This is a genomic window from Microbacterium sp. JZ101 (genome assembly GCF_053903175.1).
The window spans coordinates 2714290-2734587 of the sequence record NZ_CP096400.1 but is presented as its reverse complement, the minus strand read 5'-3'; the positions used below and the strand labels follow the sequence as shown (position 1 = coordinate 2734587).

General features: G+C 72.2%; 21 protein-coding genes and 1 riboswitch. Of the genes, 7 read left to right on the top strand and 14 right to left on the bottom strand.

Annotation, left to right across the window (positions count from 1 at the left end; translation table 11 throughout):
* Positions 1-25: 25 nt before the first annotated feature.
* The 7 genes from M1D56_RS12735 to M1D56_RS12705 form a co-directional block, all read right to left on the bottom strand.
* Positions 26-1456 (bottom strand): MFS transporter, encoded by a 1431-nt coding sequence (locus tag M1D56_RS12735; protein WP_421075437.1) that lies wholly within the window; start codon positions 1454-1456, stop codon positions 26-28.
* A 236-nt stretch (positions 1457-1692) separates the two neighbouring features.
* The gene (locus tag M1D56_RS12730) at positions 1693-2043 is read right to left on the bottom strand and encodes a Fe-S protein (RefSeq protein WP_271173607.1); all 351 of its coding nucleotides are present in this window, start codon (positions 2041-2043) and stop codon (positions 1693-1695) included.
* Between the two features lie 47 nt (positions 2044-2090).
* Positions 2091-2564: a 6,7-dimethyl-8-ribityllumazine synthase gene (ribH, locus tag M1D56_RS12725; RefSeq protein ID WP_456283750.1), complete on the bottom strand. Its 474-nt coding sequence runs from the start codon at positions 2562-2564 to the stop codon at positions 2091-2093.
* Positions 2561-3847, bottom strand: a complete 1287-nt coding sequence (ribA, locus tag M1D56_RS12720) for a GTP cyclohydrolase II (protein WP_271173605.1) — start codon at positions 3845-3847, stop codon at positions 2561-2563. Before ribA ends, ribH begins: the two co-directional genes overlap by 4 nt.
* Positions 3844-4599: a riboflavin synthase gene (locus M1D56_RS12715; RefSeq protein ID WP_271173604.1), complete on the bottom strand. Its 756-nt coding sequence runs from the start codon at positions 4597-4599 to the stop codon at positions 3844-3846. Before M1D56_RS12715 ends, ribA begins: the two co-directional genes overlap by 4 nt.
* Position 4600: 1 nt before the next feature.
* The gene (gene ribD, locus M1D56_RS12710) at positions 4601-5635 is read right to left on the bottom strand and encodes a bifunctional diaminohydroxyphosphoribosylaminopyrimidine deaminase/5-amino-6-(5-phosphoribosylamino)uracil reductase RibD (protein WP_456283749.1); all 1035 of its coding nucleotides are present in this window, start codon (positions 5633-5635) and stop codon (positions 4601-4603) included.
* A 55-nt stretch (positions 5636-5690) separates the two neighbouring features.
* A riboswitch (FMN riboswitch) is annotated at positions 5691-5837 on the bottom strand.
* A gap of 62 nt (positions 5838-5899) precedes the next feature.
* Positions 5900-6763 carry an Fpg/Nei family DNA glycosylase gene (locus M1D56_RS12705; RefSeq protein WP_456283748.1) on the bottom strand — a complete coding sequence of 288 codons (864 nt, stop codon included), beginning with the start codon at positions 6761-6763 and terminating at the stop codon, positions 5900-5902.
* Positions 6764-6836: 73 nt separating this feature from the next.
* On the opposite strand from M1D56_RS12705, the gene M1D56_RS12700 reads away from it, so the two are divergent.
* Both M1D56_RS12700 and M1D56_RS12695 read left to right on the top strand, forming a co-directional pair.
* Entirely contained in the window at positions 6837-7352 is a 516-nt protein-coding gene (locus M1D56_RS12700) for an N-acetyltransferase family protein (RefSeq protein WP_456283747.1), read from the top strand.
* Between the two features lie 264 nt (positions 7353-7616).
* On the top strand, positions 7617-8423 hold the full coding sequence (locus M1D56_RS12695; protein ID WP_456283746.1) for a type IV toxin-antitoxin system AbiEi family antitoxin domain-containing protein: 807 nt from the start codon (positions 7617-7619) through the stop codon (positions 8421-8423).
* A 182-nt stretch (positions 8424-8605) separates the two neighbouring features.
* On the opposite strand, the gene M1D56_RS12690 is transcribed toward M1D56_RS12695, so the two are convergent.
* From M1D56_RS12690 to M1D56_RS12670, 5 genes are read right to left on the bottom strand one after another with little or no spacing between them, the layout of a single operon-like run.
* Positions 8606-9238: a GNAT family N-acetyltransferase gene (locus M1D56_RS12690; protein WP_421075441.1), complete on the bottom strand. Its 633-nt coding sequence runs from the start codon at positions 9236-9238 to the stop codon at positions 8606-8608.
* 7 nt (positions 9239-9245) lie between these two features.
* The gene (gene trpS / locus M1D56_RS12685; RefSeq protein WP_456285243.1) at positions 9246-10223 is read right to left on the bottom strand and encodes a tryptophan--tRNA ligase; all 978 of its coding nucleotides are present in this window, start codon (positions 10221-10223) and stop codon (positions 9246-9248) included.
* 49 nt (positions 10224-10272) lie between these two features.
* Positions 10273-11217, bottom strand: a complete 945-nt coding sequence (locus M1D56_RS12680) for an NUDIX hydrolase (RefSeq protein WP_324014120.1) — start codon at positions 11215-11217, stop codon at positions 10273-10275.
* Positions 11214-13397 carry an RNA degradosome polyphosphate kinase gene (locus M1D56_RS12675; RefSeq protein ID WP_456283745.1) on the bottom strand — a complete coding sequence of 728 codons (2184 nt, stop codon included), beginning with the start codon at positions 13395-13397 and terminating at the stop codon, positions 11214-11216. Before M1D56_RS12675 ends, M1D56_RS12680 begins: the two co-directional genes overlap by 4 nt.
* A gap of 49 nt (positions 13398-13446) precedes the next feature.
* Positions 13447-14145 (bottom strand): response regulator transcription factor, encoded by a 699-nt coding sequence (locus tag M1D56_RS12670; protein WP_421075442.1) that lies wholly within the window; start codon positions 14143-14145, stop codon positions 13447-13449.
* A gap of 141 nt (positions 14146-14286) precedes the next feature.
* Here M1D56_RS12670 and M1D56_RS12665 point away from each other — a divergent pair, with 141 nt between their 5' ends.
* The 4 genes from M1D56_RS12665 to M1D56_RS12650 all read left to right on the top strand — a co-directional run bounded on the left by M1D56_RS12665 (position 14287) and on the right by M1D56_RS12650 (position 17740).
* On the top strand, positions 14287-14577 hold the full coding sequence (locus M1D56_RS12665) for a hypothetical protein (RefSeq protein WP_271173595.1): 291 nt from the start codon (positions 14287-14289) through the stop codon (positions 14575-14577).
* Positions 14578-14753: 176 nt separating this feature from the next.
* Positions 14754-15359 (top strand): nitrobindin family protein, encoded by a 606-nt coding sequence (locus tag M1D56_RS12660; protein ID WP_282979428.1) that lies wholly within the window; start codon positions 14754-14756, stop codon positions 15357-15359.
* Positions 15360-15500: 141 nt separating this feature from the next.
* Complete coding sequence (ygfZ, locus tag M1D56_RS12655; RefSeq protein ID WP_456283744.1) at positions 15501-16598, top strand: CAF17-like 4Fe-4S cluster assembly/insertion protein YgfZ; 1098 nt, start codon at positions 15501-15503, stop codon at positions 16596-16598.
* A gap of 17 nt (positions 16599-16615) precedes the next feature.
* Positions 16616-17740 (top strand): FUSC family protein, encoded by a 1125-nt coding sequence (locus M1D56_RS12650; RefSeq protein WP_456283743.1) that lies wholly within the window; start codon positions 16616-16618, stop codon positions 17738-17740.
* A gap of 12 nt (positions 17741-17752) precedes the next feature.
* Here M1D56_RS12650 and M1D56_RS12645 read toward each other — a convergent pair whose 3' ends face one another.
* A complete protein-coding gene (locus M1D56_RS12645) occupies positions 17753-18571 on the bottom strand; it encodes a methyltransferase domain-containing protein (protein WP_282979424.1) in 819 nt (272 codons plus the stop codon).
* Positions 18572-18642: 71 nt separating this feature from the next.
* On the opposite strand from M1D56_RS12645, the gene M1D56_RS12640 reads away from it, so the two are divergent.
* The gene (locus tag M1D56_RS12640; RefSeq protein ID WP_456283742.1) at positions 18643-19386 is read left to right on the top strand and encodes a phosphoglyceromutase; all 744 of its coding nucleotides are present in this window, start codon (positions 18643-18645) and stop codon (positions 19384-19386) included.
* 54 nt (positions 19387-19440) lie between these two features.
* Here M1D56_RS12640 and phoU read toward each other — a convergent pair whose 3' ends face one another.
* Positions 19441-20130 (bottom strand): phosphate signaling complex protein PhoU, encoded by a 690-nt coding sequence (gene phoU, locus M1D56_RS12635; protein WP_271173589.1) that lies wholly within the window; start codon positions 20128-20130, stop codon positions 19441-19443.
* Positions 20131-20298: the final 168 nt, after the last annotated feature.

The window sequence follows — 20298 nt, the reverse complement described above, 5'->3', positions numbered from 1 at the left end:
CTAGGCAACCGCCCCGCGCATCGGCTCAGCGTCGGGAGGCCGCTGCGACCGCCGCGTCGTCGTCGAGGTCGACGTCCTTCGTCTCCTTGCCGATGAGGAGCGCGACGAGCGTGAGCACGCCGGCCGCGGCGAGGTACACGCCGACGAGCCAGGGGTTGCCGCCGCCGAGGGCCCACAGACCCAGCGCGATCGAGGGCGCCACGGCGGCGCCGAGGATCGACGCGACGTTGTACGACACGGCCGAGCCGGTGTACCGCACGTTGGTCGGGAACAGCTCGGGAAGCAGCGCGCCCATGGGCCCGAACGTCATGCCCATGAGGAGGAATCCGAAGATGAGGAACGCCTGCACGAGCGCACCCGTGAACTTCTCCTGGCCCTGCGGCAGGAGGAAGACGACGAAGAGCAGGCCAAACACGATGATCGCGGTCGTGACCCAGATGAGGAGGCGGCGGCGTCCGACCGAGTCGGCGAGCGGTCCCGACAGCAGCGTGCACAGGCCGAAGAACACGACGCCGATGATCTGCATGAGCACGAAGTCGACGTACGTGAACCCAAGCCCGGGCACGAAGGTCGCGGGGTCGACGCCCTCGGGGGCGGTCGCCGGGCGGGTGCCGTACGCGAGCGTGAAGCTCGTCATGAGGTAGAAGAGCACGTACGTCGCGAGCATGTAGAAGGTGCCCAGGATGAGCGGGCGCCAGTGCGTGCGGACGGTCGCGCCGAGCGGGAACTTCTGGATCGCGCCGGTCTTCTCCGCCTTCGTGAACGAGTCCGACTCGACGAGCTTGAGGCGGACCCAGAGGCCGATGATCACCATGACCGCGGAGAAGAGGAACGGGATGCGCCAGCCCCACGCGAGGAACGCCTCCGATGCGAGGCCGCCCTCTCCGGGCAGGGCGAAGTTGATCACGAGGAAGAGGGTGTTCGCGATGATGAAGCCGATCGGCGCGCCGAGCTGGGGGAACGTCCCGTAGAGGGCGCGCTTGCCGGCGGGCGCGTTCTCGGTCGCCACGAGCGCGGCGCCCGACCACTCGCCGCCCAGTGCGAAGCCCTGCGCGAGCCGCAGGATGAGCAGGAGGAGCGCTGCCCACGCGCCGATGAGCTGGTACGTCGGCAGCAGGCCGATGAGGAAGGTCGCGATGCCCATCGTGAGCAGCGATGCGACGAGGGTCGCCTTGCGCCCGAACCGGTCGCCGAAGTGGCCGAAGACGATCGCCCCGACCGGGCGCGCGAGCATCGCGGCGCCGAAGGTCGCGAACGACGCGAGCAGCGCCGTGGTCTCGTTGCCCGTCGGGAAGAAGAGAGCAGGGAAGACGAGCACGGCCGCCGTCGCGTAGGCGTAGAAGTCGTAGAACTCGATCGTCGTGCCGACGAGGCTGGCGGTGATAACGCGGCCGCGCGTGTTCGCGGGCGTGGCGGCGGCGGGGGCGTCGGGGCTCTGTGCTGCGGTGGATGTCATGGAGATGCCTGTCCGGAGGGAAGACGGCGGCGCGGAGGGCGCTCGCCGGGGAGACGGTGTCGGCGTCGTCGCCAGCCGGATGGCCGTCTCGACGCGCGGACGCGATCGTCAAGTCTACGCGCCCTCAGCAATACGGACACCGCGACGGCCCCTCGCGCGAAAGGTGCGCAGAGGGGCCGTCGTGCGTGCCGGAGCCGGTGGGCGGAATGCTCAGCCGCCCGAGGGTTCGGATGCGGTCACCAGATGACCGCGATCGTCGCGTTCGCGAGCGTGAGGATGCCGACCAGCCAGAACAGCGCGGGCGGCGTCTGCGCGCCGCGCTTCTGCCGTGCGGAGAGGATGCCGAGGAGCGCGCCGATCACGAGGAGCACGACGAGCTTGACGCCGATCTTGGCGTAGTTCAGGTCGCCGTCCACGCCCCACGGCGCGGCCAGAGCGAGACCCGCGAGACCGGCGATCGCGAGCCCCCAGTGCATGAGCCGCGTGACGTGCGTCCGCCGGTTCGCGACCTCGACGAGCCACGAGCCGAAGAGCGTCGCGAAGCCGACGAGGTGGATGACGATGACGATGCTGCGCAGGATCTCCATGAGCACACCCTACGGGTTTTCTACGATATGTAGAAGGAAGGTCGCCCTCAGCCGCGGAGCGCGCGCAGCGTGAGCGCCGTGCGCAGCGCCGCGTCGGCCGCCTCCGCGCCCTTGTCCTCCTTCGAGCCAGGCAGGCCCGCGCGATCGAGTCCCTGCTGCTCATCGTCCAGCGTGAGCACGCCGAAGCCGACCGGCTTGCCGGTGTCGAGCGCGACGCGCGCGAGGCCATCCGTCGCGGCGTTCGAGACGAAGTCGAAGTGGGGCGTTCCCCCGCGGATGATGACGCCGAGCGCGACGACCGCGTCCGCGCCCGCCTCGAGCGCCGCCTTCGCGACGACCGGGAGCTCGAACGAGCCCGCCACGCGCACGAGCGTCGACTCGGCGCCCGCCGCGTCGAGGGTGCGCTGCGCCCCTGCGATGAGCCCGTCGGTGATCTCGTCGTGCCACGTCCCCGCGACGATCGTCACGCGCAGGCCCTCCGCCGCGATGCCGCCCTTCTCGGGTGCTCCCTTGCCGCTCACTTCTCTGCTCCTTCGTGCATCTGGGCGACCGCCGCGGCGAGCGCCTCCTCGCCGATCACGTGACCCATCCGGTCGCGCTTCGTCTCGAGGTACTGGTGGTTGTTGGGTCCGACGCCGACGATCAGCGGCACCTGCTCGACGACCTCGAGCCCGAGGGCGCGCAGCTGGCTGACCTTGTCGGTGTTGTTCGTGAGGAGGCGGATGCGCTCGACGCCGAGATCGGCGAGGATGCCCGCGGCCGCCGCGTAGTCGCGCGCGTCGGCGGGGAGCCCGAGCGCCGTGTTGGCGTCGACGGTGTCGAGGCCGCGCTCCTGCAGCGCGTAGGCGCGCAGCTTGTTGATGAGGCCGATGCCGCGCCCCTCGTGCCCGCGCATGTAGATGACCACGCCGCCGTCCTGCTCGATCGCGTCGAGCGCGGCGTCGAGCTGCGGGCCGCACTCGCACTTGAGCGAGCCGAACGCCTCGCCCGTGAGGCACTCCGAGTGCACGCGCACGAGCGGCGCGTCGTCGGTGAGGTCGCCCTTGACGACCGCGAGGTGATCGGTGCCGGTGATCCGGTCCTTGTACGCGAGGAAGCGGAAGACGCCGTGCGAGGTCGGGACGGTGGAGTCCGCGCGCAGGCTCACCTGGCGGCGGAACGGCGTGACGGGCTCCGCCGACGGGTCGTTCTCCTCGAGGTAGGCGATGAGCTGCTCGATCGTGACGACAGGGAGCCCCTCGCGCTGTCCGAGCTCGATGAGGCCGGGGAGGCGCATCATGTCGCCGTCCTCCGCCACGACCTCGCCGATCACGCCGACGGGTGCGAGGCCCGCGAGGCGCATGAGGTCGACCGCGGCCTCGGTGTGGCCCGAGCGCTCGCGGACGCCGCCGGGCACGGCGCGCAGGGGCAGGATGTGGCCGGGGCGGATGATGCTCGTCGGCGTCGACTCGGGGTCGGCGAGAACGTTGACCGTGCGGGCGCGATCGTGCGCGCTGATGCCCGTGGTGACGCCCTCGGCTGCGTCGACGCTCACCGTGTACGCCGTCGACCGCGCGTCCTCGTTCACGGCCACCATGGGCGCGAGGTCGAGGCGGTCGGCCCAGTCCTGGGGCATGGGGGCGCACAGGAAGCCCGAGGAGTACCGCACGGTCCAGGCGATCCACTCGGGCGTCGCGAGCTGCGCCGAGAGGATGACGTCGCCCTCGTTCTCGCGGTTCTCGTCGTCGGCCACGAGGACGGGGCGGCCCGCCCGGAGCGCCTCGAGCGCCTCGGGGATGGTCGACAGCTGGCTGGCAAGGCTCATCGCGAGCCTCCTTCGGGGGTGGAGCGGAGGATGACGAAGTCGGCGGGCGGAACGTCGTACGTCGCGAACGACGACTCGTGACCTGTCCCGGCCTCGCGCTGGGCGGTCGCGACGGCCGCGCGGACGGGCGCGGGGGTCGCCTGCTGCGCGCCGAAGGACAGCAGCCGCTGCACGTGGCGCGCGAGGATGTCGGTCTCGAGGTTGACGGCGTCGCCGACGCGGCGCTCGCCGAGGGTCGTCGCCTCGAGCGTCTCGGGGATGAGCGACACCTCGAACCACGGCGTCGGCTCGTGGGCGGGGCTGACGGCGCTCACGGTGAGCGAGACGCCGTCGACCGCGATCGAGCCCTTGTCGACGACGAGGGGCGCGAGCTCGGCGGGGAGCGCGATGCGCACGACGCGCCACTGCTCGCCGGGCCGGACGTCGACGACGGTTCCCGTGCCGTCGATGTGCCCCTGCACGATGTGGCCGCCGAGCCGGCCGCCCGAGGCCGTCGCCCGCTCGAGGTTGACGGGGGTGCCCGTCCGTGCAGCGTCGAGCGTCGACATGTCGAGCGTCTGCTTCATGACGTCTGCCGTGAAGCCCTCGTCCGTCCAGTCCACGACCGTGAGGCACACGCCGCTCACCGCGATCGAGTCGCCGTGGTGCACGTCCTCGATCACGCGCGGGGCGTGGAGCGTGAGGCGCACGCCGTCGCCGGAGGGCTCGATCGCCGTGATGCGGCCGATCTCCTCGATGATGCCGGTGAACATGTCAGCTGCCTCCTTCGGGGGCTTCGGGGGCCGGGCGGGCCACGACGAGGAGGTCGGAGCCGAGGTGGTCGACCTGCTCGACGGCGAGGCGCCGCTGCCGGGAGATGGTGGGGACGCCGATCTCGCCGAGTGCGAGCCGCGGACCGCCGAGGAGGGTCGGCGCGAGATAGACGAGGACGCGGTCGGCGAGTCCCGCCGCGAGGAACGCGCTCGCGAGCGTCGGCCCGCCCTCGACGAACACGCGGTGGAGCCCGCGCTCGTGGAGGTCGTCGAGAACGGCGCGCAGGTCGCGCGTGCGGTAGTGGATCGCCTCGTGCGGATGGCGGAGGATGGCCGCTCCGTCGGGGATGTCGGCGGTGCCGATCACGACGGGGACGGGCTGCGCGGGGTGCAGGGCGTCGCCGTCGCGGGCCGTGAGAGCGGGGTCGTCGGCAAGCAGGGTGCCCGACCCGACGACGATCGCGTCGGCCTGCGCCCGTCGGACATGGACATCCGCCCGCGCCTCGGCTCCCGTGATCCACTGGCTCGTGCCGTCGGCCGCGGCCGCGCGGCCGTCGAGGCTCTGAGCCCACTTGATCGTGACGTGGGGGCGGCCGAGCCGTCGCGCCGTCAGCCACGAGTCGAGAAGCGCATGGGCCTCGGGCGCCATGAGGCCGCTCTCGACGCTCACGCCCGCAGCGCGGAGGTGATCGCCGCCTCCGCTCTCGACGTCGCCCGGGTCGTCCAGTGCGTACACGACGCGCGCGACGCCTGCGGCGATGAGGGCCTCGGAGCAGGGGCCCGTGCGGCCGGTGTGGTTGCACGGCTCGAGCGTCACGACCGCCGTCGCGCCGCGGGCCGCGCCCGGGGCGAGGTGCGAGAGCGCGTCGACCTCGGCATGCGCGGTCCCGGCCCCGTGGTGCCAGCCCTCGGCGATCACATCGCCGTCGGGGGAGAGGATGACCGCGCCGACCTGCGGGTTCCGGCTGCGCGGCCCGCGGCGCGCGAGCTCGAGCGCGCGGGCCATCGCCCGCTGCTCCGCGTCGCTGAACGCCATTCGAACCTCCTGCAGGCACCCCGGGGTTCGCGAACGGCGCCCTCGACGGGCGACGTCACGTGCTGCCTCTCATCCGGACTCGCAGGCTGCGCCTGCATCACCGTCGGTTCCGGAATCCCACCGGATCGGCCCCCGCCATCAGGACGGGGGTTCGCGGACTGTCACCGCCGGTTCGGATTCTCACCGACCCCGGAGCACGTTCTGTGCACTCAGCATAATCAACCGCGACCGTGCGCCGTTATTCCCGGCGGCGTATGCGTCGCCCTATTTCAGCAGGCGCGACAGCCGGCGGTCGGCGAGGACCTTGCCGCCCGTCTGGCACGTCGGGCAGTACTGGAAGTCGGTGTCGGCGAAGAAGACGCTGCGGATGGTGTCTCCGCAGACGGGGCAGGCCTCTCCCGATCGCGCGTGCACGGCCATCCCGCGCCGCTTCGCGTCCTTGAGATCGGCCGGCGGCTTGCCCGAAGCCGTCGCGACGGCATCGGCGAGGGTCGCGCGGAGCGCGTCGTAGAGGCGGTCGACCTCGGCGTCGTCGAGGTTCGCCGCGAGCGCGTAGGGCGACATCCGTGCGGCATGCAGGATCTCGTCGGAGTAGGCGTTCCCGATGCCCGCGATCACGGACTGGTCGCGCAGGAGCCCCTTGATCTGCGTGCGGCGCCCGCGCAGCAGCCCGGCGAGAGCGTCGCGGTCGAAGCCGTCGCCCAGCGGATCGGGGCCGAGGCGCGCGATGCCGGGCACGTCGCCGATGGCCCGAACGACGTACACCGCGAGCGACTTCTTCGTGCCGGCCTCGGTGAGGTCGAAGCCCGAGCCGTCGTCGAACCCGATCCGCAGGGCGATCGGCGAGCGGCCCGGCTTGATCACGGTCGCCGGCAGCGTCTCGTGCCAGCGCAGCCATCCGGCCTTCGCGAGGTGGAAGATGAGGTGGAGACCGCCGTCGAGCTCGAGGTCGACGAACTTGCCGTGGCGCTGCGCGTCGCGCACGCGGGCGCCGGCGATCGCGTCGATCGGAGGATCGTACGTCTTGAGCGCCGCGATCGCGGCCACCTGGGCCTTGACGACAGCGCGCCCCGACGTGCGCTCGCGCAGATAGCGCACGAGCCCCTCCACCTCCGGCATCTCGGGCATGCCGCCATCCTCGCACCGCGCACGGACATCCGTCACGGGCTGGACAGGGCGACGCCGATGCGACACTGGATCCGTGATCGCCGACCTCGCGCTGCTGCCCGTCGTCCTCGAGTCCCGCCTGGGGGAGGTGACGCTGCGCGCGGCCCGCGAGGAGGATCTCGACGCGCTCATGGCGCTGCTCGCGGACGACGAGGTGAGCGCCGCGCGCGGCGATGTCGCCGCCGAGGAGGACCGCCCCGCCTACGCCGCCGCGCTCGCGGCCATCCAGGCCGACCCCGCGAACGCGCTGCTCGTCGCGGAGGCCGCCGATGGCGCGCTCATCGGGACGCTCCAGCTCACCCGCATCCCGGGAATGGCCCGTCGCGGCGCGACCCGGCTGCTCGTCGAGGCCGTTCGCGTGCGCTCCGACCTGCGCTCATCGGGCGTCGGCTCGGCGATGATGCGGTGGGTTGTCGACGACGCGGCGCCGGCGCTTGGCTGCGCACTCGTGCAGCTGACCTCGGACTCCGCGCGCGTCGCGGCGCACCGCTTCTACGAGCGCCTCGGATTCGTCGCCTCGCACGTCGGCTTCAAATACCGCGTCGTGTAGGCGCACCGACGCGCTCGTCGCCCGGACGCGCTCGTCGCCCGGGCGCGCTCGTCGCCCGGGACAGAGCGCAGGAGTTTCTGCGGGGCGGCAAGCAGCGGCCCCCGAGAACCCGCGCCTCGTCGGCGGCTGCGCGCGCGAAGTTCCTGCGTTGTGTCCCGCACGCCTCGCCGACGCGTCGTGCACAGACGGCGTGTCGGGGTGAAGATCTCCACAGGTCCGACTCTCGCGTCTCCCCACCGCTGTCGCCACGGGCACGATGCCGTCATGGCAGGAGGCAGCACCGCCGAAGCGCGGAAGAAGGCGCGGAGGTCGCCGAGGTCGTTCTCCTTCGCCGCGCTGCGCGCGCGGGGGATGAGCCGACGGGCGATCCGGCGCAGGGTCGCGGAGGGCGAGTACGTGCGCGTGCGGCGAGACGTGTACGTCGAACGCGGGGAGTCGGAGGACATCCTTCGGGCAGCGCGGGTCGGAGGCCGACTGGACTGCGTCTCGGCGATGCGGGAGCGGGGCGTCTTCGTGCGCGAGCGCGGAGGACTGCACATCCAGGTGGATCCGCGCAGCGGCCGACTCGCATCGCCCGAGGATCGCAAGCAGCGCCTCGCGGCAGTGCACGGCGTCGTCGTGCACTGGCGGGACGACCCGGCGCCCGACCACGACCTCCTCGCCGACCCCGTCGCCTCTGTCGCGCGTGCCGTGCGCTGCCAGCATCCGCGCGACGCCGTGGCCACGATCGACAGTGCCCTCCACCTCGGGGTAGTGCGCCCCGACCAGATCGACGCGCTGTTCGCGCTCCTCCCTGCGCGTTGCGCCGCGCTGCGTCCGCTCATCGACGGCCGGGCGGAATCCGGCGCCGAGTCGCTCGCGCGCCTGGCGCTCCGCGTGCTCGGCCGGTCGATCGACCTCCAGGTGCGCATCAACGGGGTCGGCCGCGTCGACCTGCTCGTCGACGGATGGATCGTCGTCGAATGCGACGGCAAGGCGTTCCACGAGAGCTGGGCGGCCCAGCTGGAGGACCGGCGCCGCGACCTCGCGCTCGCCGCGCGCGGCTACGCGTGCGTCCGGGCACGGCGATGACGGTGTTCGAGGAGCGGCACGTGCTCGTCGCCGCGGTCCGCGGGCTCCTGCGCGCTCGCCGCTGAGCGACCGCCGGGACAGAACGCAGGAGATCCGTCCGTGCAGAGGCCGTCAGCACGCGGGATCACGCGGCCGTCGCCGGCGCGGGCTGAGAGCGCTCCTGCGCTGTGTCCCGGCAGTCCTCAGCGCAGAGCGGACGAGGCCGCGGTGCGCGGACCGGAGACCCGGATGGGCCGCCGACGGCGCCGGCGGATCGACAGCGACGCGGTCCTCGGCTCGAGCACCGGCCATTCGACGGGGGAGCGGTCGTCGCTCGCCACGAGGCCCGCGATCCACGCGTCCTCGCGCTCGGCGGAGGCGCGGATGCCGCGGCGCCGCGTGCCCTCGAACCGGAACCCGAGCGAGCGCGCGAGGCGGGCGGACGGCTCGTTCCCGGCGACCGCGTGCCACTCGATCCGCTCGAGGCGCATGGGACCGAGGGCGAAGTCGACGACCGCGCAGCCGGCCTCGGCGCCGTAGCCGCGCCCGCGCGCGTCGGCGGAGATCCAGTAGCCGAGCTCGGCCGAGCCGTCCCCGATCCGGTGCAGGCCGATCATCCCGACGAGACCCTCGGCGTCGTGGATCGCCCAGGTGATCTCCTCGCCGGCGCTGCGCCGCTCGGCGCAGAGCGCGACGAACTGCTCGGCGTCCTCCCGCGTGTAGGGGGACGGCACGTTCGTCCACCGCTGCACCTCGGTGTCCTGGCAGGCGAGGTGGATGGCCTCGACGTCGTCCTCGGTCGGCGGCGTGAGAGTCAGGCGGGCGGTCCGCAGCATCAGCGCGTCACGCACGGCGCAGCAGTCCGACGCGGTCGTACACGGTGCTCAGGGTCTCGTCGGCGACGGCCGCGGCCTTCTCGGCGTTGACGGCGAGCACGCGGTCGAGCTCGGCGGGGTCGTCGAGCAGCTCGAGCGCCCGCGCGCGGACCGGCTCGAACTCGGCCACGACGACGTCGCGCAGGCCCTTCTTGAAGTCGCCGTACCCGCGGCCGGCGTACTCGTCCTCGATCGAGGGGATCTGACGGCCGGTGAGGGCCGCGTAGATCGTGAGGAGGTTCGAGACGCCCGGCTTGCCCTCGCGGTCGTAGGCGACGACGCCGTCGTTGTCGGTCACGGCGCGCATGATCTTCTTCGCCGTGACGTCGACGTCGTCGAGCAGCCACAGCACGCCCGCGTGCGACTCCGCCGACTTCGACATCTTTGCCGACGGGTTCTGCAGGTCGTAGATGCGCGCCGTCTCGGCCTGGATCACCGGCTCCGGCACGCGGAACGTCTCGCCGTAGCGCGCGTTGAAGCGCTCGGCGAGGTCGCGCGTGAGCTCGACGTGCTGCTTCTGGTCGTCGCCGACCGGGACGACGTGCGTCTGGTAGAGCAGGATGTCGGCGGCCATGAGCACGGGATAGGTGAATAGGCCGACGCTCGTCGCGTCGGCGCCGTAGCGCTGCGACTTGTCCTTGAACTGCGTCATGCGGCCGGCCTCGCCGAAGCCGGTGATCGTGGAGAGGATCCAGGCGAGCTCGGCGTGCGCGCGCACGTGCGACTGCACGTACAGCGTCGACCGCGACGGCTCGATGCCGGCCGCGATGTACTGCGCGGCCGTGCGGCGGGTCTTCTCGCGCAGCTCGGCCGGATCGTTCGGCTGGGTGAGCGCGTGCAGGTCGACGACCGAGAAGAACGCGTCGTACGTGTCCTGCATGTCGCGCCACTGCAGGAGAGCCCCGATGTAGTTGCCGATCTGGAGCGAATCGGCCGACGGCTGCATTCCCGAGTAGAGGCGCGCTTTCTGAGTCACCGGACGATTCTAGACGCCGTCAGACCCCCGGAGCGTGCGTCTCGATCGCGACGATGCCCGCTCCGGGGTTCGTCGCCGAGAGGTGCACGACCGCGAAGGCGCCGGGGTCGAGGCCCGCCGCGCTCTCGAGATGGGGCCCGTGGACGGTCCCCGTCGCGAGCGCCAGCTCCCGCATGAGCGCGGGGATCACGGGCCGATGGCTGCAGATGACGGCGGGCTTGCCCGACCGCACCCGACGGCCGACGACCTCGCGGGCATCCGCCGTGCCGGCATCCCATGCGTCCTCGCTGATGAGCGGTGTCTCGACGATCCGGCGGCCGATCGCCTTCGACAGCGGCGTCACCGTCTTCACGCACCGCTCGGCGTCGCTCGAGACGATCTTGCGGACGCCGAACGCGCGCAGCGCCCCGACGATCGCCTTCGCCTGCTCCTTGCCGCGGGTCTGCAGCGGACGGGCGGCGTCCTCGCCGCCCCATTCGTCGCGCGCGACGGCCTTCCCGTGCCGCAGCACGACGACCGGGAACGTGCGGAGGCTCGCGGCGCGGCGCAGCCGCTCGAAGCGATCGAGGATGTCCTGGTCGACCGGGTAGCTGAGGCGCTTGCGCGCCGCGCCGACGGTGACCCACTCGAGCCCGGCGATCTCCTTGTTGGGCACGAACGTGCTGGCGCGGATCGCCTCCTGCGTCGCCTCGGCGGCCCAGTAGTGCACGATCTTCTCGCGCCCGGACGGCTGGATGTAGACCGACTGGCCCACCGACGGGCCGAGCGACACCCGCAGGCCCGTCTCCTCGTGGATCTCGCGCACGGCGGTCTCCGCGAGCATCTCTCCCGGATCGAGCTTGCCCTTCGGGAGGGAGATGTCGCGGTACTTGCCGCGGTGCACGAGCAGGACGAGGAGCTCGCCGTCGAGCTCGCGCCACACCACGCACCCCGCGGCGTACACGGGTCGATGCGCTGACGTCATCGAGTCGCGCGCGGACGCCGTCGTCGCTGGATCGCTGCCATGGTCTTATCCTGCACGTCGGCGAGGGGCTTGCCGTTCTCATCGAGGTGGTGGCGCGTCCACACGCCCTCGGCGCCGAGGTGCCAGGTCGCGCTCGCGTCATCCATCCCGAGGTCGAAGAACGCCTGCAGCTCCTTGACGTGCTGCGGCTTCGCGACCCGGACGAGCGCCTCGACGCGGCGGTCGAGGTTGCGGTGCATCATGTCGGCGCTGCCGATGTAGACCTCGGGGTCGCCGTCGTTCGCGAACGCGAAGATGCGCGCGTGCTCGAGGTAGCGGCCGAGCACGCTGCGGACGCGGATGTTGTCGCTCACGCCGGGCAGATCCACGCGGAGGCTGCAGATGCCGCGGACCCAGACGTCGACCTGCACGCCCGCGAGCGACGCGCGGTAGAGCGCGTCGATGATCTGCTCGTCGACCATCGAGTTGACCTTGATGCGCACGTGCGCGGGCTTGCCGGCCAGCGCGTTGCGGCGCTCGCGCTCGATGAGGCGCAGGAGGCCCTTGCGGAGATGGAGCGGCGCGACGAGGAGGCGCTTGAACTTCTTCTCGATCGCGTACCCGCTCAGCTCGTTGAACAGGCGGGTGACGTCGCGCCCCACATCGGGGTCGCACGTGAAGAGGCCGAGGTCCTCGTAGATGCGGCTCGTCTTGGGGTTGTAGTTGCCCGTGCCGACGTGCGTGTAGTGGCGCAGCAGGCCCTTCTCCTCGCGGATGACGAGGGCGAGCTTGCAGTGGGTCTTGAGCCCGACGAGGCCGTAGACGACATGCACGCCGGCCTTCTCGAGCTTGCGCGCCCACTCGATGTTGTTGGCCTCGTCGAAGCGCGCCTTGACCTCGACGAGCGCGAGCACCTGCTTGCCGGCCTCGGCCGCGTCGATGAGCGCCTGCACGATGGGGCTGTCGCCCGAGGTGCGATAGAGCGTCTGCTTGATCGCGAGCACGTGCGGGTCGCGCGCGGCCTGCTCGAGGAACGCCTGCACGCTCGTCGCGAAGGACTCGTACGGGTGGTGCACGAGCACGTCGCCCTTGCGGATGGTTCCGAAGATGTCGGCGCGCGCGTGCTTCGAGTCCGCGTCGGCGGGCTGGAAGGCGAGCGGCGTCACGGGCAGGTGCGGCTTGAACTTCAGCTCGGGCCGGTCGATCTTCCCGAGGCTGAAGAGCGACCGGAGGTCGAGCGGAGACGGGAGGCGATAGACCTCCTGCTCAGAGATGTCGAGCTCGCGGATGAGCAGGTCGAGGGTGACGTCGTCCATGTCCTCGGTGATCTCGAGGCGGATGGGCGGGCCGAATCGGCGGCGCAGCAGCTCCGCTTCGAGCGCCTGGATGAGGTTCTCCGACTCGTCCTCCTCGATCGTCACGTCCTCGTTGCGCGTGAGGCGGAACGCGTGGTGGTCGAGGATCTCCATCCCGGGGAAGAGGTCGGCGAGGTTCTCGGCGATGAGGTCCTCGAGCGCGAGGTAGCGGATGCTGCCGGGCGCGTCGTCCTTCGCGGGAACCTGCACGAGGCGGGGGAGCATCTGCGGCACCTTCAGGCGCGCGAACTCCTCGCGCCCCGTGCGCGCGTTGCGGATGCGGATGGCGAGGTTGAGCGAGAGGCCCGAGATGTACGGGAACGGGTGAGCCGGGTCGACCGCGAGCGGCATGAGCACGGGGAAGACCTGCGCCTGAAAGTACTCGTAGAGGTCGGCGCGCTCGCTGTCGGTGAGCTCGTCCCAGCGGACGAAGTCGATCCCGGCCTCGGAGAGCGCGGGCTTGAGGTCGTCGTTCCAGACGGCCGCGTGGCGCGCCTGCAGCTCGTGCGCGAGCTCGGAGATGTTGGAGAGCACCTTCGCGGGCGCCGTTCCGACGTTCGTCGGGACGGCCAGGCCCGTCACGATGCGCCGCTTGAGGCCCGCGACGCGGACCATGAAGAACTCGTCGAGGTTGCTCGCGAAGATCGCGAGGAAGTTCGCACGCTCGAGGAGCGGAAGCGCCGGGTCCTCCGCGAGCTCGAGCACGCGGTTGTTGAACGCGAGCCAGCTGAGCTCCCGGTCCATGAAGCGATGCTCGGGGAGGCTCGCATCGGGGGCTTCCACGATCTCGTCGAAGTCGTCGTCCTCGGTGTCGAAGCCGGGGTCGACCAGGGGCGCATCCGTCATGTGCCTATCCTGGCACCCGCGGGTGTCGCGCGTGTGAACGGGCGGCGCGTCAGGCCTTCCGCGCTCCCTGCGCCGGCGCGTCCTCGTCGTCCTCCGAGACGTTGAACCGATAGCCGACGTTCCGCACGGTGCCGATGAGCTGCTCCAGGTCGCCGAGCTTCGCGCGCAGGCGCCGAACGTGCACGTCGACCGTGCGGGTGCCGCCGAAGTAGTCGTAGCCCCACACCTCGCTCAGCAGCTGCTCGCGCGTGAACACCCGCGAAGGGTGGGTCGCGAAGAAGTGCAGGAGCTGGAACTCCTTGTACGTGAGGTCGAGCGGCTTCCCGTGCACCTTGGCCGAGTACGAGGCCTCGTCGATCGTGATGCCCGAGGTCTGGACGCGGCTCGAGGTCTCCTCCGCGGTGCGCCGCCCCACCACGAGGCGGATGCGCGCATCGGCTTCGGCGGGGCCGGCCGTCGCGAGGATGACGTCGTCGACACCCCAGTCGGGGGAGACGGCCGTCAGGCCGCCCTCCGTGACGATGAGGACGAGGGGCGCGTCGATGCCCGCCGTGTTCAGGATCTTGCAGAGCGCCTTCGCGCCGACGAGGTCGGTGCGCGCGTCGAGGAAGATCGCGTCAGCGCTCGGTGCGTTCACGAGCTGAGCGGCCTCCGCGGGGATCTGTCGCACGCGGTGGCTGAGGAGCTCGAGTGCGGGCAGCGCAGAGGCTCCGCCGGGGGCGGAGCTGAGCACGAGGAGCTGAGCCAAGCGAGGTCCTTTCGCCGGCGGCGGGTGCCACGCCGTGCTTCCGATGATAGGGGCAGCCGAAAGTGCGGCGAGACGCCTGCGCGCGCGGCACGCCACCGTGGATCCTGTCGTCAGGGGCCGCGATCGGCGATGATGGAGGGCGTGACCGAACCCGTGCTCGTCCCGCGCAGATTCCCGGTCGGCCTGGCCGTGACCTGGGCGTTCGCCGGCGTGGTCGCGATCGCGATCGGCATCTTCGTGGCGCCCGCCGATCGGTTCGGATGGTTCGCCGTCGGCGCAGGCGCCGCCCTCCTCGTCGCGTTCGCCGCGGAGCTGCGCCTCGGTCGCGCCGAGGGGTTCATCTCGCGGGTCGCCGCCGCGGCGGTCGGCGGGGTCGGGATCATGGGCGTCGTGTCCGCGATCTTCGCGCTCGCCGCGATCGTCCCCGGCTGAGCCCTGCGCGGTCGCCGGGGCGCGCCGGGAGGACTAGAGTGGTGCCATGGATCTCGTCGCCCTCGAACTGTTCTTCGTCGGCCTGCTGGGCCTCGCGAGTCTCGCGATCGCCTTCTGCTCCGGCGCAGTGATCGTCAACCTCTTCCGCGGCCAGCGCTGAGCCGGGGCGGAGCCTCGTGATCGAGATTCCGACCGACCTGCCTGCCGACCTCGTCCCGCTCTCCTGGCTCATCGGAGTGTGGGAGGGGACGGGCGTCATCGACTACCGCGTCGGGGATGCCCACTACGAGGGCGAGTTCACGCACCGCGTCAGCTTCAGCCATGACGGCGGTCCGTACCTCAACTACTCGGCCACCGCATGGCTCGCGCCCGAGGGCGAGCGCCCCGCGCAGCAGCTCGTCGCCGAGACGGGCTTCTGGCGCCTCTCGCGTCCCGCGACCGCTGCGACGCCGGGGCCCGGCCTTCTCCCTGCGCTCGAGACGGAGCCGACTCGGACGGCCGACGACGTCGAGCGCCTGCGCACAGCGGGCGGCGGCTTCGAGATCGAGGTCAACCTCGTGCACGCGGACGGCGTGAGCGAGCTCTACCTCGGTCAGGTCAAGGGGCCCCGCATCGACATCGCGACGGACGCGGTCGTCCGCACTGCCGGCGCGAAGCACTACGCCGCCGCGACGCGGATGTACGGCCTCGTCGACGGACACCTCCTGTGGGCGTGGGACATCGCGGCGCTGGGCCGCGAGCTCGGGTCGCACGCCTCCGCGCGTCTCGCCCGCACCGAATAGCCCTGCGAGCGCAGCGAGCCGCTCCCGGTCGTTGAGCGAGCGGAGCGAGTCGAAACGCAGAGCGGAGCGAGTCGAAACGCAGAGCGGAGCGAGTCGAAACGGCGCGGCGCCTCTGTTCGCGCCGTGCCCGAGAATGGGAGCATGACCGATCCCTTCGCCCAGATCCCCGGGGCCGTGCTCTCGGATGACGGCGTCGCCCATTTCGGCGACCCCACGCGGGAGCAGCGCGCCCTCGCCCAGGGGGAGGCGATCGTCCCGCGCGGCGACCGTGCCGTCGTGGCGGTCTCGGGGCCCGAGCGGCTGACGTGGCTCGACTCCATCACGTCGCAGGCCGTCGCGCGTCTCGCGCCCGGCGTGAGCACCGAGCTGCTCGTTCTCGACCCGCAGGGCCACGTCGAGCACGCGGCGGCGGTGATCGACGACGGCGCGACCGCATGGCTCATCGCCGACGCGGCGGATGCCGCCGGACTCGCGAAGTGGCTCGGCATGATGCGCTTCCGCGCGCAGGTCGAGGTGGCCCTGCGCCCCGACCTCCGCGTGGCCGGCTTCGTGCGCGGCGGCGGCGCTGAGCACGCGCTCGCCGACGCCGCCGCTCGGCCGAACGGCGTCGCGCTGGTCTGGCAGGACCCCTGGACGGGGGTGAGCGCGGGCGGATGGCAGTACGCGCGCACCGAGGAGCATCCCGGCGCCGCGCACGCGTGGGCCGAGGCCATCCTCGAGGAGAGCGCGTGGGCGGATGCCGCAGCGCTCCCGGTCGCCGGGCTGCTCGCCGCGGAGGCGCTGCGGATCGCCGCCTGGCGCCCGCGATGGGCCGCCGAGGTCGACGAGCGGGCGCTGCCGCACGAGAGCGACTGGCTGCGGTCGGCGGTGCACCTCGCGAAGGGCTGCTATCGCGGCCAGGAGACCGTGGCGAAGGTGCACAACCTCGGCCATCCGCCGCGTCGACTGGTGATGCTGCATCTCGACGGCAGCGACAGCGTGCTCCCCGGGCGCGGTGCGCGCGTGCTCGCGGGCGAGGCCGAGGCCGGGCACGTCACGTCGTCGGCGTGGCATCACGAGCTGGGCCCGATCGCGCTCGCGATCGTCGCCCGCCGCGTCCCGGAGGGTGAGACGCTCGCGGTCGAGGCCGACGGCGTGCGCGTCGCCGCGGCGCAGGAGGTCATCGTGCCGGGCGACGCGGGCGCGACCGCGGAGGTGCCGCGCATCACGCGCCTGTCGCGCCGCCCGCTCGCGCAGTGACGGCGTAGCGTCGGAACGTGCCCGAGCCCCGTGACGCCCCCGAGACCTCGCCGCTGACCGCGGCGATCCCCGTCACGTGGCGCCGCCGCCTCTCCGTGCGGCCGGGGCTCGAGCGCGTGCGCGACTCGGGGGCGGCGATCGCCCAGATCGTCATCGCGGCCACGGGCGCCTTCCTCCTCGCGCACTATCTCCTCGGCCACGAGGCGCCCCTGCTCGCGGCGACGGTGTCGATCTCCTCCCTCGGCCTCGCGCGCGACGCGCGACCGCGCAAGGTCGTCGAGACGGTGCTGGGCATGCTCACGGGCATCCTCATCTCCGAGCTGCTCCGCCTCGTCTTCGGCTCAGGGCCGTGGCAGCTCGCGCTCACGCTCGCCGTCACGCTCCTCGTCGCGCGCTTCCTCATGCCCTCTCCGCAGTTCGCCGTCGCGGCGGCCATCCAGTCCGCGATCGCGATGGTGCTGCCGGCCGGGCCGCTGCCGTTCCTCCGGCTCGCGGATGGGGCGATCGGCGGGGCGCTCGCGATCGTCATGACCGCGCTGCTGCCGCGCAACCCGATGAGCACCGAGCTGCGCGATGCCCGCGTGCTGTTCGCGGCGCTCGACGCGGCGATGGGGCGCGTCGTCCAGGGGCTCCGACGCGGCGACGCCGTGCGGGCGGATCGCGGGCTCGAGAAGGCGCGCGGGCTGCAGGGCGATGTCGACGCCTGGCGCACGTCGCTCGAGTCGGCGCAGGCGGTCTCGGCGCTCTCGCCGTTCCTGCGCTCGCGCCGGATCGAGCTCGCCCGCCACGCGCGCGTCCTGCAGAGCGTCGACCTCGCCGCCCGGAATCTGCGCGTCGTCGCGCGGCGCGCGGCCTACGTCGTGCGCGACGGCGAGCCGCGTCCGGCGATCGCCGAGCCTCTCGCCGAGCTCCAGCGCGCGGCGGGCGTCGTCGCGCACGCGCTCGACGACATCTCCGCCGAGCCCGCGGCGCGAGAGGCGCTCCTCGCGATCGCGCGGCGGCTCGATCCCGCGGCGATGATGCCCGACGCGTCTCAGGGCGAGCTCGCGCTGCTCGCGGCGCTGCGCCCGTTCGCGGTCGACCTGCTCGTCGCGAGCGGTCTCACCCACGCCGAGGCGGCAGCGGCCATCCCGCGCATCTGATCGCGTCGCGCCTCACGCGGGCGCGACGGCCGCCCAGGGCACCGTGAGCTCGCCGAGCCGCCACCGCCGCCGGGTGCCGACGACATCCCATCCGCCGCGGCGCATCGCCTCGACCGTCGCGATCCAGCGCTGCACGGGGCCGAAGGGGGAGAGGTGCGCTGCGCGCTCCCATTCGCCGTCGAGCGCCTGCACGAACGCGTGCACGCGCTCTCCGGGCACATTGCGGTGGATGAGCGCCTTCGGCAGCCGCTCGGCGACGATGCCGGGGCGCTCGAGATCGGCGAGCCGCAGCGAGACCGTGAAGCGGACGGCCTCTCCGGTCGGCGCGACGTCGACCCACGCGCAGACGCGGCCGAGCTCGTCGCAGGTGCCCTCGATGAGGACGCCGCCGGGCGCGAGCCGCTCGGCCATCCGGCGCCACGCCGCAGCGACCTCGTGCTCGTCGTACTGCCGCAGCACGTTGAACGCGCGCACGACGGCAGGCCGCCGCCCGCCCTCCGTCGGGATCTCGAATCCACCGCGTGCGAACGAGACCGCGATGTCGGGCGCGAACACGGTGCGCCCCGCGCGGACGTCGGCCAGCTGCGCCCGCGCGCGCTCGACCCGCTCGAGGTCGATCTCGAGACCGCGCACCTCGACATCCGCGCGTGCGCGACGCAGGCGCGCGGCGAGCTCGAACGCCGTCACGCCGCTCGCGCCGAAGCCGAGGTCCACGACGAGCGGGTCGCCGGCGCCGAGGAGCGCGGGGTGCTGCGCGATCCAGCGGTCGACGCGGCGCAGCCGGTTCGTGCCGGTCGTGCCGCGGGTCGGTCGGCCCTCGGTCGTCGGCATGCCTCCATTCTCGCGTGAACGCACGGGGGCCGCGGCATCGGCCCTCCCGCCGCCTCGGTAGCATGTCAGGTATGACGCACACCCTGATCCTGCTCCGCCACGGGCAGAGCGACTGGAACGAGAAGAACCTCTTCACCGGATGGGTCGACGTGCGGCTCACGGAGCAGGGGAAGGCCGAGGCCCAGCGCGGCGGCGAGCTGCTGAAGGAGCAGGGCGTGCTGCCCGACATCCTCCACACCTCCGTGCTGAGCCGTGCCATCCAGACGGCGAACATCGCGCTCGACGCGGCCGACCGCCTCTGGATCCCCGTCAAGCGCTCGTGGCGCCTGAACGAGCGCCACTACGGCGCTCTGCAGGGCAAGGACAAGGCGCAGACGCTCGCCGAGTTCGGCGAGGAGAAGTTCATGGAGTGGCGTCGCTCGTTCGACGTGCCGCCGCCCGTCATCGACCCCGAGGACGAGTACGCCCAGACGCACGACCCGCGCTACGCCGGGATCGACGGCGAGATCCCCGGCACCGAGTCGCTCAAGATCGTCATCGACCGCCTGCTGCCGTACTGGGAGTCGGAGATCGTGCCCGACCTCGCAGCCGGCAAGACGGTGCTCGTCACGGCGCACGGCAACTCGCTGCGCGCGCTCGTGAAGCACCTCGACGGCATCAGCGACGACGACATCGCTGGCCTGAACATCCCGACGGGCATCCCGCTCGTGTACGAGCTCGACGACGACATGAGGCCGACCGGCCCGAGCCGCTACCTCGACCCGGAGGCCGCAGCGGCCGGCGCCGCAGCGGTCGCCGCCCAGGGCAAGAAGTAGCGCGAGAACGACGAAGCGCCCCGCCGACCGGCGGGGCGCTTCGTCGTTCTCGGGTCAGACGCCCGGCGTGCGGTCCACGACCTCGATCTCCGGGTCGGCGGAGCCGGTCCAGTCGCCCGTGGCGAGGTAGACGATCTTCTTCGCGATCGAGACCGCGTGGTCGCCGAAGCGCTCGTGGTAGCGGCTCGCGAGGGCGGCGTCGATGACGTGACTCGCGTCGCCCGCGAACGCCTCGCTGAGCACCTTCTCGTAGACGGTCGCGTGGAGCTCGTCGATGACGTCGTCGGCGTCGCGGATCTGCGCGGCGTAGGCGAGGTCCTGCGTGCGCAGGAGCTCGACGAGCGTGCGCGCGACCTCGACGTCGAGCTTGCCCATCTTCACGAACGTGCTCTTGAGGCCCTTGGGGATGGCGCGCTCGGGGAAGCGGGAGCGGGCGAGCTGCGCGATGTGCTCGGCGAGGTCGCCCATGCGCTCGAGCGACGCGCTCGTGCGCAGCGCGCTCACGATGATGCGGAGGTCGCGGGCGACGGGCTGCTGCATCGCGAGCGTGTCGATCGCGAGCTCGTCGACCGAGAGGGCCAGCTCGTCGATGCGGACGTCATCGGCGATGACCTCCTCGGCGAGGGCGACGTCGCCGTTCTCGAAGGCGATGGTGGCCTTGTCGATGGCCACCGTGACCAGCTCGGCGATCTCGACCAGCCGGTTCTGGATGTCCTCGAGGGCCTGGTGGAAGACTTCGCGCATCTGGCGAACCTTTCGTCGGTTTCGGGTCTCGGCCGCGCAGCGGCGGCTTCTCACACTGGCCTGTGCGCCTCGCGATTGTCATGCGCGAAGGTGAACGGCCGGTGCCCGGTCGGTGAACAGTGCGTCGGGGCGGCGCCCCGACGAGCCCATTCGTCCAGAGGGGCTCTC

Coding starts and splice junctions, on each gene's coding strand:
- M1D56_RS12735 (WP_421075437.1), bottom strand. CDS start 1,456: ATGACATCCACCGCAGCACAGAGCCCCGACGCCCCCGCCGCCGCCACG.
- M1D56_RS12730 (WP_271173607.1), bottom strand. CDS start 2,043: ATGGAGATCCTGCGCAGCATCGTCATCGTCATCCACCTCGTCGGCTTC.
- ribA (WP_271173605.1), bottom strand. CDS start 3,847: ATGAGCCTTGCCAGCCAGCTGTCGACCATCCCCGAGGCGCTCGAGGCG.
- M1D56_RS12715 (WP_271173604.1), bottom strand. CDS start 4,599: ATGTTCACCGGCATCATCGAGGAGATCGGCCGCATCACGGCGATCGAG.
- ribD (WP_456283749.1), bottom strand. CDS start 5,635: ATGGCGTTCAGCGACGCGGAGCAGCGGGCGATGGCCCGCGCGCTCGAG.
- M1D56_RS12705 (WP_456283748.1), bottom strand. CDS start 6,763: ATGCCCGAGATGCCGGAGGTGGAGGGGCTCGTGCGCTATCTGCGCGAG.
- M1D56_RS12695 (WP_456283746.1), top strand. CDS start 7,617: ATGGCAGGAGGCAGCACCGCCGAAGCGCGGAAGAAGGCGCGGAGGTCG.
- M1D56_RS12690 (WP_421075441.1), bottom strand. CDS start 9,238: ATGCTGCGGACCGCCCGCCTGACTCTCACGCCGCCGACCGAGGACGAC.
- trpS (WP_456285243.1), bottom strand. CDS start 10,223: ATGCAGCCGTCGGCCGATTCGCTCCAGATCGGCAACTACATCGGGGCT.
- M1D56_RS12680 (WP_324014120.1), bottom strand. CDS start 11,217: ATGACGTCAGCGCATCGACCCGTGTACGCCGCGGGGTGCGTGGTGTGG.
- M1D56_RS12675 (WP_456283745.1), bottom strand. CDS start 13,397: ATGACGGATGCGCCCCTGGTCGACCCCGGCTTCGACACCGAGGACGAC.
- ygfZ (WP_456283744.1), top strand. CDS start 15,501: ATGACCGATCCCTTCGCCCAGATCCCCGGGGCCGTGCTCTCGGATGAC.
- M1D56_RS12645 (WP_282979424.1), bottom strand. CDS start 18,571: ATGCCGACGACCGAGGGCCGACCGACCCGCGGCACGACCGGCACGAAC.
- M1D56_RS12640 (WP_456283742.1), top strand. CDS start 18,643: ATGACGCACACCCTGATCCTGCTCCGCCACGGGCAGAGCGACTGGAAC.
- phoU (WP_271173589.1), bottom strand. CDS start 20,130: ATGCGCGAAGTCTTCCACCAGGCCCTCGAGGACATCCAGAACCGGCTG.